The 15,728-nt window shown below is 34.7% G+C and carries 15 protein-coding genes; 6 read left to right on the top strand and 9 right to left on the bottom strand.

The window, feature by feature from the left end; translation table 11 throughout:
• Positions 1-6: 6 nt before the first annotated feature.
• The 6 genes from nqrF to Q4566_RS00345 all read right to left on the bottom strand — a co-directional run bounded on the left by nqrF (position 7) and on the right by Q4566_RS00345 (position 6,136).
• Positions 7-1,314, bottom strand: coding sequence for an NADH:ubiquinone reductase (Na(+)-transporting) subunit F (nqrF, locus tag Q4566_RS00370; RefSeq protein WP_303417132.1), 1,308 nt, complete (start codon positions 1,312-1,314; stop codon positions 7-9).
• Position 1,315: 1 nt separating this feature from the next.
• Positions 1,316-2,038 (bottom strand): NADH:ubiquinone reductase (Na(+)-transporting) subunit E, encoded by a 723-nt coding sequence (gene nqrE, locus Q4566_RS00365; protein WP_303417130.1) that lies wholly within the window; start codon positions 2,036-2,038, stop codon positions 1,316-1,318.
• Between the two features lie 73 nt (positions 2,039-2,111).
• Positions 2,112-2,759 (bottom strand): NADH:ubiquinone reductase (Na(+)-transporting) subunit D, encoded by a 648-nt coding sequence (locus Q4566_RS00360; RefSeq protein WP_303417128.1) that lies wholly within the window; start codon positions 2,757-2,759, stop codon positions 2,112-2,114.
• Between the two features lie 3 nt (positions 2,760-2,762).
• Positions 2,763-3,515: a Na(+)-translocating NADH-quinone reductase subunit C gene (locus Q4566_RS00355; RefSeq protein ID WP_303417127.1), complete on the bottom strand. Its 753-nt coding sequence runs from the start codon at positions 3,513-3,515 to the stop codon at positions 2,763-2,765.
• Positions 3,516-3,517: 2 nt separating this feature from the next.
• Positions 3,518-4,744, bottom strand: a complete 1,227-nt coding sequence (locus Q4566_RS00350; RefSeq protein ID WP_303417125.1) for an NADH:ubiquinone reductase (Na(+)-transporting) subunit B — start codon at positions 4,742-4,744, stop codon at positions 3,518-3,520.
• Between the two features lie 36 nt (positions 4,745-4,780).
• Positions 4,781-6,136 (bottom strand): Na(+)-translocating NADH-quinone reductase subunit A, encoded by a 1,356-nt coding sequence (locus tag Q4566_RS00345; RefSeq protein WP_303417123.1) that lies wholly within the window; start codon positions 6,134-6,136, stop codon positions 4,781-4,783.
• 164 nt (positions 6,137-6,300) lie between these two features.
• On the opposite strand from Q4566_RS00345, the gene Q4566_RS00340 reads away from it, so the two are divergent.
• From Q4566_RS00340 to Q4566_RS00330, 3 genes are all read left to right on the top strand, one after another.
• Positions 6,301-7,551 (top strand): DUF5103 domain-containing protein, encoded by a 1,251-nt coding sequence (locus Q4566_RS00340; RefSeq protein WP_303417121.1) that lies wholly within the window; start codon positions 6,301-6,303, stop codon positions 7,549-7,551.
• A 106-nt stretch (positions 7,552-7,657) separates the two neighbouring features.
• On the top strand, positions 7,658-8,044 hold the full coding sequence (gene apaG, locus Q4566_RS00335) for a Co2+/Mg2+ efflux protein ApaG (RefSeq protein WP_303417120.1): 387 nt from the start codon (positions 7,658-7,660) through the stop codon (positions 8,042-8,044).
• A gap of 129 nt (positions 8,045-8,173) precedes the next feature.
• Positions 8,174-9,667: a YfcC family protein gene (locus tag Q4566_RS00330; protein WP_303417118.1), complete on the top strand. Its 1,494-nt coding sequence runs from the start codon at positions 8,174-8,176 to the stop codon at positions 9,665-9,667.
• On the opposite strand, the gene Q4566_RS00325 is transcribed toward Q4566_RS00330, so the two are convergent.
• A complete protein-coding gene (locus Q4566_RS00325) occupies positions 9,658-10,671 on the bottom strand; it encodes a DUF6695 family protein (RefSeq protein ID WP_303417116.1) in 1,014 nt (337 codons plus the stop codon). The two genes, Q4566_RS00330 and Q4566_RS00325, sit on opposite strands and share 10 nt — an antisense overlap.
• Positions 10,664-11,392, bottom strand: a complete 729-nt coding sequence (locus Q4566_RS00320; RefSeq protein WP_303417114.1) for an NRDE family protein — start codon at positions 11,390-11,392, stop codon at positions 10,664-10,666. Before Q4566_RS00320 ends, Q4566_RS00325 begins: the two co-directional genes overlap by 8 nt.
• Positions 11,393-11,608: 216 nt before the next feature.
• Here Q4566_RS00320 and Q4566_RS00315 point away from each other — a divergent pair, with 216 nt between their 5' ends.
• The gene (locus tag Q4566_RS00315; RefSeq protein WP_303417112.1) at positions 11,609-12,565 is read left to right on the top strand and encodes a tetratricopeptide repeat protein; all 957 of its coding nucleotides are present in this window, start codon (positions 11,609-11,611) and stop codon (positions 12,563-12,565) included.
• A gap of 3 nt (positions 12,566-12,568) precedes the next feature.
• Here the strand turns inward: Q4566_RS00315 and rsmG are convergent, their stop codons facing one another.
• Positions 12,569-13,198 carry a 16S rRNA (guanine(527)-N(7))-methyltransferase RsmG gene (gene rsmG / locus Q4566_RS00310; RefSeq protein ID WP_303417110.1) on the bottom strand — a complete coding sequence of 210 codons (630 nt, stop codon included), beginning with the start codon at positions 13,196-13,198 and terminating at the stop codon, positions 12,569-12,571.
• A gap of 143 nt (positions 13,199-13,341) precedes the next feature.
• Between rsmG and Q4566_RS00305 the strand changes: the two genes are divergently transcribed.
• Positions 13,342-14,436 (top strand): acyl-CoA desaturase, encoded by a 1,095-nt coding sequence (locus Q4566_RS00305; protein WP_303417108.1) that lies wholly within the window; start codon positions 13,342-13,344, stop codon positions 14,434-14,436.
• A 34-nt stretch (positions 14,437-14,470) separates the two neighbouring features.
• Positions 14,471-15,658, top strand: coding sequence for a pyridoxal phosphate-dependent aminotransferase (locus Q4566_RS00300; RefSeq protein WP_303417106.1), 1,188 nt, complete (start codon positions 14,471-14,473; stop codon positions 15,656-15,658).
• Positions 15,659-15,728 lie beyond the last annotated feature (70 nt).

Genomic DNA, 15,728 nt, shown 5'->3' with positions numbered 1-15,728 from the left:
TGAAATTTATCCTCCGAAGTCATCAAATCTAATATGCTCATCTGGGATTCCAAAATCTTCACCCATTTTCTGAACGGCATTGTTCATTAATGGTGGTCCACAGAAATACAATTCAATATCTTCAGGAGCTTCATGTTTGCTTAAGTAATTATCTATTACACAATTGTGAATAAACCCAACAAAACCATCTCCAGGAGCATCGATATCTTCTTTTACCTGCCAGTTATCCTCTGGTAAAGGTTCAGATAAGGCTAAGTAAAATTTAAAATTAGGGAAATCTCTTTCTAATTCACGGAAGTGCTCTAAGTAGAATAACTCACGTTTTGAACGTCCACCGTACCAATACGTTACTTTTCTTCCCGTTTTTAATGTTTTGAATAAGTGGTATAAGTGCGAACGCATTGGCGCCATACCTGCTCCACCACCAACGTAAAGCATTTCACTATCAGACTCGTTGATGAAGAATTCACCGTAAGGTCCTGAAATGGTCACTTTATCTCCTGGTTTCTGATTAAAAATAAACGATGAAGCTACACCTGGATTTACATCCATCCATCCGTTTTTAGCACGATCCCATGGCGGACAAGCCACACGAACGTTCAACATGATTTCACGTCCTTCAGCAGGGTAAGAAGCCATAGAATAAGCTCTTTCTACTGTTTCGGTGTTTTTCATTACTAATGGCCATAATCCGAATTTATCCCATTCTGCTTGAAACTTATCAGGCGTTTCATGTTCCTCAGGGTGTGCTGTAATATCCATTTCAGAATATTTCACTTCACATGGTGGAATTTCAATTTGAATATATCCACCTGCTTTGTAGCCCATATCTTCTGGAATTTCAACTACAAATTCTTTAATGAAAGATGCTACGTTATAATTACGAACTACAGTAGCTTCCCACTTTTTAATTCCGAAAACTTCTTCTGGAATCGTAATATTCATGTCTTGTTTCACTTTTACCTGACAAGATAAACGTGCTCCATGAGCTAATTCTTTTCTAGTAAAGTGAGGAATCTCAGTTGGTAATGCTTCACCACCACCTTCTAATACGTGACACTCACATTGAATACAAGTTCCACCTCCACCACACGCCGATGGTAAAAATATTTTCGCATTACCTAATGTTGAAAGTAAACTTCCTCCTGAAGCTACTTCAATTTCTTTTTCACCATTTATGGTAATTTTTACCGGTCCTGATGGTGATAATTTTTGTTTTACAAATAATAGTAAAGTAACCAATGATAATGTAATAATTAAAAACGCTATTACGGTTACTAAAATAGTTCCTGTTGTACTTGCTGCTAAAATCATATTACTCGGTTACTTTTATGTTGTTAGCGATCACTTTATTGTTTTCTGAATCAGCTTGAGGCTTTTCAACTTTAGCAGTTTTAGTTTCCTTAGCACCTTCATCATCACCTCCTGTTAACATCCCTCCAAAACTCATGAAACCAATGGCCATTAATCCTGTAATGATAAATGTGATTCCTAGTCCTCTTAATGCCGGTGGTACGTTAGAGTATCTAATTTTCTCACGAATGGCAGCAATAGCAAGAATAGCTAAAAACCATCCAATTCCAGAACCTACTCCGTAAGTTGTTGCTAATCCTAATGAAGGAATTTCACGAGATTGCATGAATAAAGACCCTCCTAAGATGGCACAGTTTACCGCAATTAGTGGTAAGAAAATACCAAGTGAGTTATATAATGATGGTGAAAATTTTTCAACCACAATTTCAACTAATTGTACCATGGTTGCAATAGTTGCAATAAACATGATAAAAGATAAGAAGCTTAAATCGTAATCGGCATACTCAGCACCTAACCATTTTAAAGCACCTGGTTGTAATAAATACTGATCCAACAACCAGTTTAAAGGCACTGTTATAGCTAATACAAAGATTACTGCAGCACCAAGACCAACAGCTGTACTCACTTTTTTAGATACAGCTAGGTAAGAACACATCCCTAAGAACGTGGCAAATACCATGTTATCTATAAATATTGATTTTAAAAATAATTCTAAATGTTCCATATGTTTTTAGTTTTCAGTCTCAGTCTCAGTTTACAGTAAATTACTGTTCTCTGTGACTGCAAACTGCGACTTATTAATGATCTTCTACTAAAGCTTTGTTTCTTGAACGTTGTACCCAAATGATGATACCCACAACGATTAAGGCCATTGGTGATAATAACATAAATCCGTTATTTTCATAGCCAATTGAGTATAATCCAGTTTTTGTAATTGGATCTCCTAAAACAGGAAAACCTAATAATGTTCCAGAACCTAATAACTCTCTAAAGAAACCAACTATAATAAGAATAACGCCGTATCCTAAAGAGTTTCCAATACCATCAAGGAAAGATTTCCAAGGGCCATTCGCTAGAGCAAAAGCCTCAAAACGTCCCATAATAATACAGTTTGTAATAATTAAACCAATGAAAACTGAAAGTGTTTTACTCAATTCGTAAGCAAAAGCTTTTAGCACTTGATCTACAATAATTACTAAAGCAGCAACTACAGTTAACTGTACTATAATTCTAATTTTAGAAGGTATAATGTTACGCATTAATGAAATAATAACATTACCAAACCCTAGTACGAATAATACTGAAATAGACATTACAATAGAAGCTTTAAGCTCTGCTGTAATCGCTAATGCTGAACAAATACCTAATACCTGAATGGTAATTGGATTATTATCTGCTAATGGGTCTGTGATTAACTTTGTGTCTTTTTTTGATAAAAGTCCCATAAATTAATTATTTTTTAAATTATCGAAATAAGGCTTGTAAAGTTTTAGATCACTTTTAATCATTGCTGTAACACCATCACCTGTGATAGTAGCTCCTGCAATAGCATCAACCTCGTTATCTGTTTTATCTTCGTTTGTTGGATCTGCATTTCCTTTAGCTACAGTCACCCCTTTAAAGTTTCCATTATCATCTAAAAGGTGTTCTCCAATAAAATCGTCCATGAAGTAACGTTGCTTGATATTTGCACCTAAACCAGGCGTTTCTCCTTTGTGGTCAAAATAAGCCCCTTTGATTACCATGTTTTCATCTACAGAAACATAGGCCCAAATCGCATCCCATAAACCTTTTCCGTAAATAGGAATTATGTAATACGTTACACCATCTTTTTCTCCGATAAATAAAGGCAAGTTACGCTTTGAAGGATCGCCTCCAGCAGCGGCTTTGTCTTTTTTAAGGTCAATTAAATAGGCTTTATCGTTTTCTTCAGGTGTTCCGTTTTTTATCACTAACTGCTTCGAGATATACTTGTCAAATAATTCAGGCGCATCCTTTGTAGAAACAAACACTGCACTGCCTTCATCATTATCATTAACTCCCATCGCATATAGAATATTCTGTTGCTTTTCTATACGTTGATTTTCAGAAATCTTCGGTTTTAAAGAAGAAGCTGTAAATGCTAATAATGCACCAACCACGATAACCATGGCAATGGCAAATATTATAGTATATGAATTTTTATCCGTTTTGTTTTCCATTGTTAAGCCGTTTTTACTTTTAAACGTTTCTTTCTTTTCTTCACATTACCTTGAATCACGTAATAGTCGATTGTTGGTGCGAAAACATTCATTAATAGAATCGCTAACATCACACCCTCTGGGTAAGCCGGGTTGAATACACGTATTAAAATAGAAAGTAATCCTATTAAGAAACCGTAGTACCATTTCCCTTTATTTGTTTGTGAAGCCGTTACAGGGTCGGTTGCCATAAACACCGTACCAAAAGCAAAACCTCCAATAAGTAGGTGGTGCCAGAATGGTGTGCTCATTAATCCGTAAAACTTGCTTGTTTCTGTTATAACACCAGCGTCAACAATTTGGTTAAAAATTAAGCCCATAACTATAGCCCCAAGTGCTGAAGACAACATGATTCTCCAACTTCCTATTTTAGCGAATATTAAAAATAAACCACCTAAAATGATTAAAAGTGTAGAGGTTTCCCCGATAGAACCTGGTATAAACCCAAGGAACATATCGGCTGCTGAATGCGCAACTTCTTTACCTTGTGCTAAAGTTCCTAAAATGGTTTCTCCTGAAACAGCATCTAAGTTTTGACCAGAAGCAATTGCTTGATCTCTGGCTACAGCACCTTCAACCCATACTTTATCTCCAGACATCCATGTTGGATATGCGAAGAATAAAAAGGCACGAATAGTTAATGCTGGATTAAGAATGTTCATTCCTGTACCACCAAAAACTTCTTTACCAATTACAACTCCAAAAATAACAGCTACTGAAAGCATCCATAATGGAATATCAATAGGCACAATAAGTGGCACTAACATTCCCGTTACCAGGTAACCTTCTTCAACTTCATGTCCTTTGATAATTGCAAATATGAACTCAATACCTAAACCAACACCGTAAGACACGAGTACTAGTGGTATGATTTTCCAAAAACCAACAGTGAAGTTGTCTAGAGTCCAAAATTCTGGACTAAAAAATCCTCCTGATACGGCTTGAATACCATCAAAAGCTAAGTGATGCTGATATCCTGCGTTAAACATACCAAAGATTAAACATGGTACCATAGCCATAATTACAGTATTCATGGTACGTTTTAAATCGTCGGCTGCTTTTATATGAGTTCCATTATGTGTGGTCTCATTAGGTAAAAATAAAAAGGTATGAATGGCTGAAAAAGCAGGTAACCACTTCTTCCCTTTATTTTTAACTTTAAAATTATGTAAATTCTCTTTTAAACCCATCTTGTAATATTTTTCATTTCGTTTCTCAATGAATAATTATCCAATTTCTTTTAGCATTAAGTCTAAACCTTCTCTAATTATTTTTTGATGTGGTTGCTTAGACACACAAACAAATTCAGTTAGAGCAAAATCTTCAGGAGCAACTTCGTACATCCCTAAAGCTTCCATTTCATCTAAATCTTTATACATACAAGCTTTTAAGATTTGTAATGGATAAATATCTAAAGGAAAGACCTCTTCATAAGTTCCTGTGGTTACAAAAGCTCTGTGTTCACCGTTTGTATTGGTATTCAAATCGTAAGCTTTGTTAGGTGTTAACCATGAGAAAGTTAATGCTCTTGAAGTAGAAACCTTGTTAAAAATAGGTTTATTCCATCCGAAAAACTCATAATCATCACCTTCTGGAATCACAGAGATCACGTTATCGTAATACCCTAAACTACCGTCTGCTTTGATTTCTTTTCCCGTTAAAACATTACCAGAAATCACACGGTCATGACCTGATCTATCGATACCTTTATCAAATATGATAGTTGCCACTTCGCTTCCGATAAGTGTTTTGAAATATCTTGGTTTTTGAACAGAAGACCCGACTAAAGCAACAATACGCTGTGCGTTGAACTTTCCTGTCAACAACAACTCACCCATTATGACTAGGTCCTGCGGATTTACCGTCCAAACCACTTCACCTTTGTTTACTGGATCAATTTTATTGATTTGTGTTCCCACATTCCCTGATGGGTGTGGTCCAGAAACTTTATGTAAAGTAATACCGTTTAAACCTGAAAGTGGAGAATTTGCATTCTTACCAACAGAAACATGTACCTTACCTTCGGTTAGCTTTCCTAGAGCAGTAATAGCCGCTTGCAATTCAGCTTCTTTACCTTTTAAAGTAAAATCTAAATCGGCCGCTAATGGTGCGCTGGCATATGCAGAAATAAAGATCGCTTTAGGCGCCTTATCTGGGTTTGCAACAACATCATACGGACGCTGTTTTACAAATGGCCAACACCCTGAAGCAAGTAAATGTGCTTTTAGGTCCTCTGGTTTTGCAGTTTCAACATTAACCTGTCCAAAATCCTTGTGAGATTGTGTTTTATCGGCTTCTATTTTAATGGCATCGATACGCCTTTTTGGTCCACGAACAACCTCAACTACTTTCCCTGATACAGGAGAAGCAAACTTAACAGCTTCGTTAGATTTATCGAAAAATAAAGTATCTCCAGCTTGGACTGTAGCACCCTCTTTTGCAATAAGTTTTGGAATAATTCCGTGGAAGTCTTCTGGCCTTATGGTGCAGTAGTTACTGATCACTGCTTGCTCAACAGTTTTTTCAGCCTCACCCTTAAGTTTAATGTCCAGACCTTTTTTAATACGAATGTCGTTTGACATATTTATATTTATTGAAATTAGTTGTCTAAAAATCGCAGCAAAAATACGTATAAATTATGAAATTCGCACTTTAAAAGAAAGCTTGATATTATTTATACTGATTCTTAATAACTGAATTAGTCAACCTTTATAATTTAACTATATTTACCCAAAATAAACCCCAAATGAGACTAAAACTCACATTAAACATCATCGCTTTCTTACTTCCTGTGTTCCTTTTTGCTCAAGTTGAAGAAACAAATCCGCCTGACTATATAAAAACTATCAATTTTAGAAGTGGCACAAACGAAAATCAATTGCCTATTTTAAATATGAGCGATCCTATTATTTTAGAATTTGATGCTTTAAATGGTAATGAAGACGACTTTTACTATAAAATAAAATATTATAACCGCGATTGGACACCTTCCGTTTTAGTACAGTCAGAATACCTAGATGGTTTCGACAACCAACGTATACGAGAATACGAAAACTCCTTTAATACCTATCAAATATTTTCTCACTACAAACTTACCATTCCAAACGACCAAACAAGAGGTCTAAAAGTGTCTGGAAATTACATGATTTTCATTTACGACAACAACAGTGAACTTGTTTTTTCACGTAAATTTATGCTTTATGAAAACATAGCTAATGTTGGTGTTGTTGTAAAACGAACCAGAGACATGGAAAGCATTGAAGCTAAGCAACGTGTAGAACTTATTGTAGATTCTAACCGAATTCAGTTTAACAACCCATTGCAAACTGTTAATGCTGTGATTATCCAAAATAATAATCTTAAAACAGCTATTACAGATATCAGGCCTCAATATACTTTAGGCAATCAGTTAATATACAAATACGATTCAGAAACTAGTTTTTGGGGTGGAAACGAATACTTCTTTTTTGAAAACAAAGATGTTCGTGGCGCGAATAACAACATACAATTTATAGACTTACAAGATTTATATCATAATTATATGTACACCAATGTGAGTCGTGTCAGCCAACCCTACACCTATAACCCGGATATCAACGGTAATTATGTAATAAACAATTTAGATGCCACAAACCCAGATATTGAAGCAGATTATGTTTGGATGCATTTTTCATTAAAAGCGGATAACACCATAAAAGACAAAAATATACATGTTTATGGTAGCTTTAATAATTATGCCATTGAAGAAGCTACCAAGATGTCATACGATGCTTCAAAAAACATTTTCAGTAGCTCCCTTTTGTTGAAACAAGGATTTTACAATTATAAATATGTTGTTGTCAATGCAGATGGTGAAATAGATGAAGGGTATATAAGTGGAAATCATTGGCAAACCGAAAATAGCTACAAAGTATTAGTATATTACAGAGATTTAGGAGCTCGATATGATAGAATTATAGGCTATAACGAAGGGAGTTCTGTAAATATTAGCAACTAAAACTGCAAATTATCTAATTTTTGTACCAATCACGTTAAAATTTGTGACAGACATTTATATTTTGTTACATTAGCAGCTATAAACACATGGTATATCTATAGTTAACATGGTTCAACAGGTTACAAAAGGCATAAAGATTTCCGTAAAAACCACTTACGAGGGCTCGTTTTATAAAAATTATAAAATACAATACGCCTTTGGCTATACCATTACTATAGAAAACCAAAGTAAAGATTCAGTTCAACTTTTTGCACGTCATTGGGAGATATTAGATGCCTTAAACAATATTGAAACCGTTTCTGGGGAAGGTGTTGTTGGAAAAAAACCCGTTCTTAAACCAGGTGAATCACACACTTACTCTTCTGGATGTTTACTAACCTCACCATTCGGTGCCATGCAGGGCCACTACAGTATGGTCAACTTTACTACAACTAAAAAGTTTCAAGTCACCATTCCTAACTTTAAACTTAGCGCACCTTTTGCTATAAACTAATTCTATTGCACTAGTTGGTAGAAAACTACTACTGCTACATGTATCTACAAGGAAGTATTGTAATTTAAAATTCATTATTTTTAACCAAATTACGGCAATACCAGTTATTACTTGGTTTTAATATTGGATATGAAAAAACTAAAATTCCCTTCAGCACAAACCATACTTATTATTATTGCAGGTCTTGTTGCGCTTCTAACTTGGATTATTCCAGCAGGAAAATATGACAGCCTCACTTATAACGCTTCAAACAACAGTTTTACCGTAGTCAGTTTAAAGAAAACCACCGAACTCCCTGCAACGACAGAAACCCTAAACGACCTCAACATTAAAATTCCACTGGAAAAATTCACTAGTGGCGCTATTTATAAACCCATTGGCATCCCAAATTCTTATAAAGAACTCGAACCAAATTCTCAAGGTTTTGGTGACTTATTAAAATCGCCTATAAAAGGTACTATTGCGGCTTCAGATATTATTTTTCTAATTCTGATTATTGGCGGCTTAATAGGTATAATGAATATTACTGGTGCTTTTGATGCAGGTATTGCTTGGATGGCTCAGTCTTTAAAGGAAAGAGAATACCTTTTAATTATCGTAGTCACTACGCTTATTGCTGCTGGCGGAACTACTTTTGGTCTCGCCGAAGAAACCATGGCTTTTTATCCGATTTTAATCCCCGTTTTTTTAGCAGCGAAATACGATGCTATCGTTGGTGTGAGTTGTATTTTTCTAGGCTCTGCTATTGGTACGATGTGCTCAACTATAAATCCGTTTTCAACCATTATCGCCTCTGATGCTGCAGGGATTAGTTGGACCACAGGTTTACAAAGCCGCATTCTCATGCTCATGCTATGTTTAACCATTACCATATTTTATATACTTCGATATGCCAAACGCGTTAAAAGCGATCCTTCAAAATCCATAGTATATGATCAAAAAGAAGCTATTGAATCGCTTTTCAAGCTGAATACGGATGCAAATATAAAATTCACACCAAGATTAAAGCTTATCACTTTTGTTTTTACGCTTTGTTTTATCGTGATGATTATTGGTGTTTCTTTTTTAGATTGGTGGTTTGTTGAAATGACCACAACATTTTTAATAGGCGCCATAATTATCGGGTTTATTGCTAAAATAAACGAAAGTGTATTTATAGAAAACTTCGCAAAAGGTGCTGGCGATTTATTAAGTGTCGCCTTTATTGTTGGTATTGCTAGAGGTGTTACCATTATAATGGAAGACGGACTTATAAGCGACACCTTACTCTTTTACGCTAGTAACATCACTGCCGGTATGCCCAAAGGCCTTTTTACTAATTTTATGCTTTTTATATATGCAGGCCTATCCTTCTTCATGCCATCATCTTCAGGAATGGCAGTTTTAACCATGCCTATCATGTCTCCTTTGGCAGACACTGTAAACTTAGGACGCGAAGTTATTGTGAACACGTACCAATATGGTATGGGATTGCTTTATTTAATAAGTCCAACCGGACTAATACTAGCAGCTTTAGCTATTGTGAAAATTGGATTTGACAAGTGGCTGAAATTTATAACGCCCCTACTCCTTATTTTAATTATTACAACAATGGTATTTCTAACGGTTTCCGTTTACTTGTAAATTTCTTCAGAAGAAACAACCTGATTAAAATTAAAAACGGTACCATCTTGTTCTATCTGAAAACTTTTACAATTAGAAAAAGGCAAAAATCTAAAGTCTGAATTAAAACAAAAGTCTTTTTTATCTACCGAAAATTCAGCATCACAATCTACTGTTCCATATGGAGACACGCGTCTAAATCTGAAATCGGATTCACTTTCAGTTTTATCTAACAAAAACCAAGCACCACTGCCTATTCCAGGCAGCCATTGCGCTTCTTCGGGTAAACCAGAAACCGTTTTGGGCTTCAAATTTCCTTCTAAATTAGGTTTATAACCTTTCAACCGATCTAAAAAACATCGTAAATTTTCACTTTTTTGAGATCCATTGAATTCTGAAATAACCCCTTGCTCGGAAACTTCATAAACCAACTTTTCAGTATTTCCTAATAACACATTCCCCACCGTGCTCGGTGTAAACCTTTTCGATTTTAGTAAATTTTTTTTAATCGTTTCATCTGTTACTGAAGCTATCAATACATCAGTCACAAAACGCGCACAGTTTGAAGCTTTTTTAATAAATGCTGCATATCTAACAGACTTTTGACTTTGTAATTCCAAAATAAAAGTACTGGCTTTATCATAGTCAATCGCATGGCATAACGAAGCTAACATTTTTCCATCGCCATGAGTTATTTTTGGATGCGTGGTTAAATACACTAAAATATCATCCATATTTTGCACTGAACCATCTACAATTTTAGCTTTTAACGGTAAAGTTAATTCAGGATCAGTTTCTTGACTTCGAACACGTCCATAAGGCTCTGGCACGATATAGCGTCCGAAATCATAATATGCTAAACCTCCTGTTTTTTCGTCTATTAAAACCAAAGCAGCATGACCAGCGCGTATGTAGTTTTTGGTTCCCATTCCCACGAAACGCATAAATGGTGCATACCATTCTTTAGGCCCTCTAACTATGGTATCGGGATAAGCTAGAATTAAAACAATACCGTTTCTACTCATTTACCAAAGTTTCTTTGAAATTTAGCTTTTCAACATAAACCTTTTGATTTTCAACACTTTCAAAACGCATAGTAACTGTATCCTCCTGCTTTTCAACCTGTGTTATACTCGTAGTTTTCACAAAACCGCGATCCATAATTACACCATAATTTGTGTTTTCTTTACCAGTAGTTTTATGAAACTTAAGAATGTTGGTAGCGTTCAAATGATTAACAGTTTGAAAGATTTTAAACCAATCTTGACGTTCTTTTTTCATCGCTTCAGTATATAACGTAGAAGATGACCAAATTTTAGGTTCTAAAGGTAGTTCTGAAAGATGCGCTTGTTCTCCATCCCAAACCAATTCATAAAATTTTAAACTGAAATTCCAATCGGCAATAATAATTGTAAAAGGTTCGATATCACTAAAATCATAATTATTTATTTCTGAAGAAATAGTATCTGCAAGCATCAAGTCTTTCGCAACAATACCACGACTCTTTCTGTAAGAAGCTTTACGTTCATGAAGAACGTAGCCTCCATTCAACACACATATTAATCGCTTCTTTTCACTCACACCAATCCAAGTCCCTCCGGATAATTCATCTTTTGGATACATCAGTTTTACGCCATTTACATCATAAACCTTTGGAGCCAAAGCCACACGATCTGATGCCTCATCACGGTTAGATGTTAAAACAAAATTTTGATTATCGGTAGGAATAATAGTTACGGTACACATAGAAATTTAGTCTGCTAAACACCATGGCAACTTACAAAAATTCTTAATATAGCGCTTATCTTCATTTAAAGAGACTTTATAATATTTTAATCCATGAAATATCATCATAGAAACCAATAGAACTAAATATTCAATTCTAAGAGATTAATCAAATCTTAAAAATTATCATTAACTTTATTCTTTAAAACGGCATATTTTTTGCTCATATAAATCTTGATGAAAAATTTACTACTTACTCTATGTGTTGCATTGCCTTTATTGACCTTCGGGCAAGCAAACAAACTTTACAGACAAGCCTTAAGAACAACCGATTTAGAAGAAAGAATCTCAATGCTAAATGACGTTATTGATTTAGAACCCAATAACCTAGACGCCTATTTTCAGCGTGGATTAGCAAAAAATAATTCGGAAGATTTTTATGGAGCTATTGTAGACTATTCTAAAATTATAGTAGAAAATCCAGACGCCGACACCTACTATAATCGAGGAAATTCCAGATACAGTGTTCAAGATTACACGGAAGCAAAAGAAGATTATGCGAAAGCCTATATTTTAGATGATAAATTTATAGATGCCTTATATAGTTTAGCTTGTGTTCGTCTAGAATTAGGCGAGTATGAAAAAGCCATAAGCGATTTCGATAAAGTAATAAAATCGGTTCCTGGCCAACCAAAAACATACACATTAAGAGCTTCAGCGTATCATGCATTGGAAAATTATCAAAAAGCCCATATTGATTATTCAACAGCTATACTTATTGAAAAAAGTTCTGAGAACTACTATAACAGAGGTGTGTTTTTCATGGAAATAACCCGTTATCAAGATGCTAAAAACGACTTTAATAATGCGCTATTTCTTGACAAGAGCAATGCTTTTGCTTATTTCTTTAGAGGAGCTTCAAGTTTATTTTTAGGCGAAGATGCTGAAGCTATTTCAGATTTTGAACAGGTTTTAGAATTTGATTCAACAGATTTCGATGCCGAATTAGGCTTGGCCATTGCATATATTAATTTAAACGATAACGTTAAAGCTAAACATCATTTTGATCGTGCTAATAATATTTTATCAATTGGATCAAACGTAACAAGTATTCTACAATACAATGAAACCTATTGGTTTCAGCATCAATACTTCTTTTTCAATAAAGCCATCAATGCGTTGGTTAAGTTGTAATACTTAACCTCGATACTTTAAAGGTAAATGCACCACTTTTTTAGTTTCGTAAAAATCTTCAGTAAAATAATCACTTAAATTATAAACAGTAGTTGTTCTATAATCTTGTAGTTCTTCGGTTAAATCACCACCTTTTAAGTAAAGGATACCATTCTTAAGCTCATGCATCTGATCTTTCGCTATTTTACCTTTAACCCAATGCACAAAAGTTGGCATAATCGCTACCGCTCGACTCACGATAAAATCAAAATGATCGTTAATTTCTTCCACGCGACTGTGGGTTGTTTTCACGTTTGTTAAACCTAAACCTTCAACAACTTCATTAACCACCTTAAGTTTCTTACCTATACTATCTACCAAATGGAAAGAACATTCAGGAAACATGATAGCCAGTGGAATACCCGGAAAACCACCACCTGTTCCAACGTCTAAAATTTTGCTTCCATCCTTAAAAGAAATCACTTTAGCAATACCTAATGAATGTAGAACATGACGTAAATACAATTCATCAATATCCTTTCTTGACACCACATTGATTTTCAAATTCCAATCTTTGTATAGCGATTCTAACTGTGTAAATTTGTTTATCTGGTCTTCGGTAAGCTCAGGAAAGTACTTTAAGATGAGTTCCATTATTGTTAAATTTTCAACAAAAATATACTTTTTAAACCCATTTTTTTACAAAAAATTGGGATTACTTAACTTTGTTTATTCCTATCTTTGCGCAGAATATGGTAGAATGAAAATTTCAGCACCATATTAATATTGATTATAGCATGACAAAACAAGCATTAACATTCTCTAGAACAGATTCGGCAAAATTTTTCCGTACACTAAATAAACGCGTTAACGAATATTTCAAAGAAAATAACATTAAACGTACCGGTAACTGGAAACTCTATTTAAAAGCAGTGATTATGTTTGCTTTACTTATTGTACCTGTTGCTCTAGTTTTAACAATCGACTTACCTTGGTGGGCTCAAATTTTATGTATGATTACTACTGGTGTTGGTATGGCTGGTGTTGGTATGAATGTGATGCATGACGCCAATCACGGTTCTTTTTCTAGTAAAAAATGGGTTAACAAACTCATGGGAAGCAGCATCTATGTTTTAGCTGGTAACGATTACAATTGGAAAGTACAACACAATGTTTTACACCATACCTATACAAACATTCAAGGTCACGATGAAGATATAGATGCAGGTAGAATTATCCGTTTTTCAAAACACACTAAATGGTTAAGAATTCACAAATACCAACGTTTTTATGCTTTCTTTTTATATGGTTTATTGACTGCAAACTGGGCAATTACAACCGATTTTATTCAAAGTTATAAATATTTAAAAAGAAAATTAGCCTACGGCAAAATGCCCCACCCAGCAACGCAGTGGACGAAGCTAATTATTGGTAAAATTATTTATTATCTCATTTGGATTGTTTTACCATTATCATTAGGCTTTGCTTGGTGGCAAGTTTTAATTGGTTTCTTTGTGATGCACTATACCGCAGGAATCATTTTAAGTGTTGTTTTTCAATTAGCACACGTGATGCCTAATACAGAAATGCCTGAGCCAGACGAAAATGGTAACATGAAAAACACTTGGGCGATTCACCAACTGTACACGACTTCAAATTTTTCACCTAAAAGCTGGTTAGCAGAATTTTACACAGGTGGATTAAACAGACAAGTAGAACATCATTTGTTTGCACATATTAGTCACATTCACTACAGCAAATTAGCTAAAATCGTTAAAGCAACCGCTAAAGAATGCAGCTTACCTTACAATGAATATTCTTCATTTTGGAAAGCTGTTTCCGAACATTACAACCAACTAAAAGTATTGGGACAAAAACCTAACTACGCATAAACTATTAAAATTTACAATTAACAAATAATTTTACATGCAATTACTATCTGATAGAATTTTAAACATGGCTACGTCTGCAACGTTAGCAATGGCAGCAAAAGCAAGAGAACTTAGAGGCGAAGGAAAAGATATTATTGGACTAAGTCTTGGTGAGCCAGACTTTAACACGCCAGATTTCATTAAAGATGCAGCAATTCAGGCTATTAATGAAAATTACAATTCTTATTCTCCAGTTGATGGCTATGCTGATTTAAAAGAAGCTGTTATTACTAAATTTAAACGTGATAACAATTTAACTTATACGCCAGCTCAAATTGTAGTTTCTACAGGAGCAAAACAATCTTTAGCAAATATCGCTGGAGTGATGTTAAATGCTGGTGATGAAGTTATTTTACCTTGTCCTTACTGGGTAAGTTATTCTGATATCGTTAAATTAAATGACGGTGTACCTGTAGAAGTTAAAACGACTATAGACACTGACTTTAAAATGACTCCAGCGCAACTTGAAGCAGCTATCACACCAAATACTAAAATGATCTGGTTCAGCTCTCCTTGTAACCCAAGTGGATCGGTTTATAGCAGATCTGAATTAAGAGCTTTAGCCGATGTATTAGTAAAGCATCCAAATATTTACGTAGTTTCAGATGAAATTTACGAACACATTAACTACGGTGAAGGTCATACAAGTATGGCTGAATTTGAAGATATGTACAACAATACCATTACTGTAAACGGGGTTTCTAAAGCCTTTGCAATGACAGGATGGCGTGTTGGTTACATTGGAGGACCAGAAAAAATTGCTCGTGCATGTAACAAACTTCAAGGACAAATTACAAGTGGAACAAACTGTATCGCGCAACGTGCGGTAATTACTGCTTTAAACGAAGCTCCATCTCGTGTGCAATACATGATTGACGAGTTTAAAGTACGTCGTGATTTAATCTTAGACTTATTAAACGATGTTGAAGGTTTCAAAACAAATACGCCTGAAGGTGCATTTTATGTTTTCCCTAACGTAACACATTACTTCGGAAAAACTTTAAGAGGTAAAAAGATTAACAATGCTACAGATTTCTCTTTATACTTATTAGAAGAAGCGCTTGTTGCTACAGTTACAGGTGAAGCTTTTGGAAATCCGGATTGTATTCGTATTTCTTATGCTGCTTCACAAGAACAAATCATTGAAGCGATTAAAAGAATAAAAGCTGCTGTTACTGAATAATCACTTACAGTAACACTTCATATAAAAAAGCCGTTAATTGAATTTAGCGGCTTTTTTTATATCATATCTT

The organism is Tamlana sp. 2_MG-2023, from assembly GCF_030548465.1.
Classification (GTDB): domain Bacteria; phylum Bacteroidota; class Bacteroidia; order Flavobacteriales; family Flavobacteriaceae; genus Pseudotamlana.
This window is presented reverse-complemented; position numbering and strand designations above follow the sequence as displayed.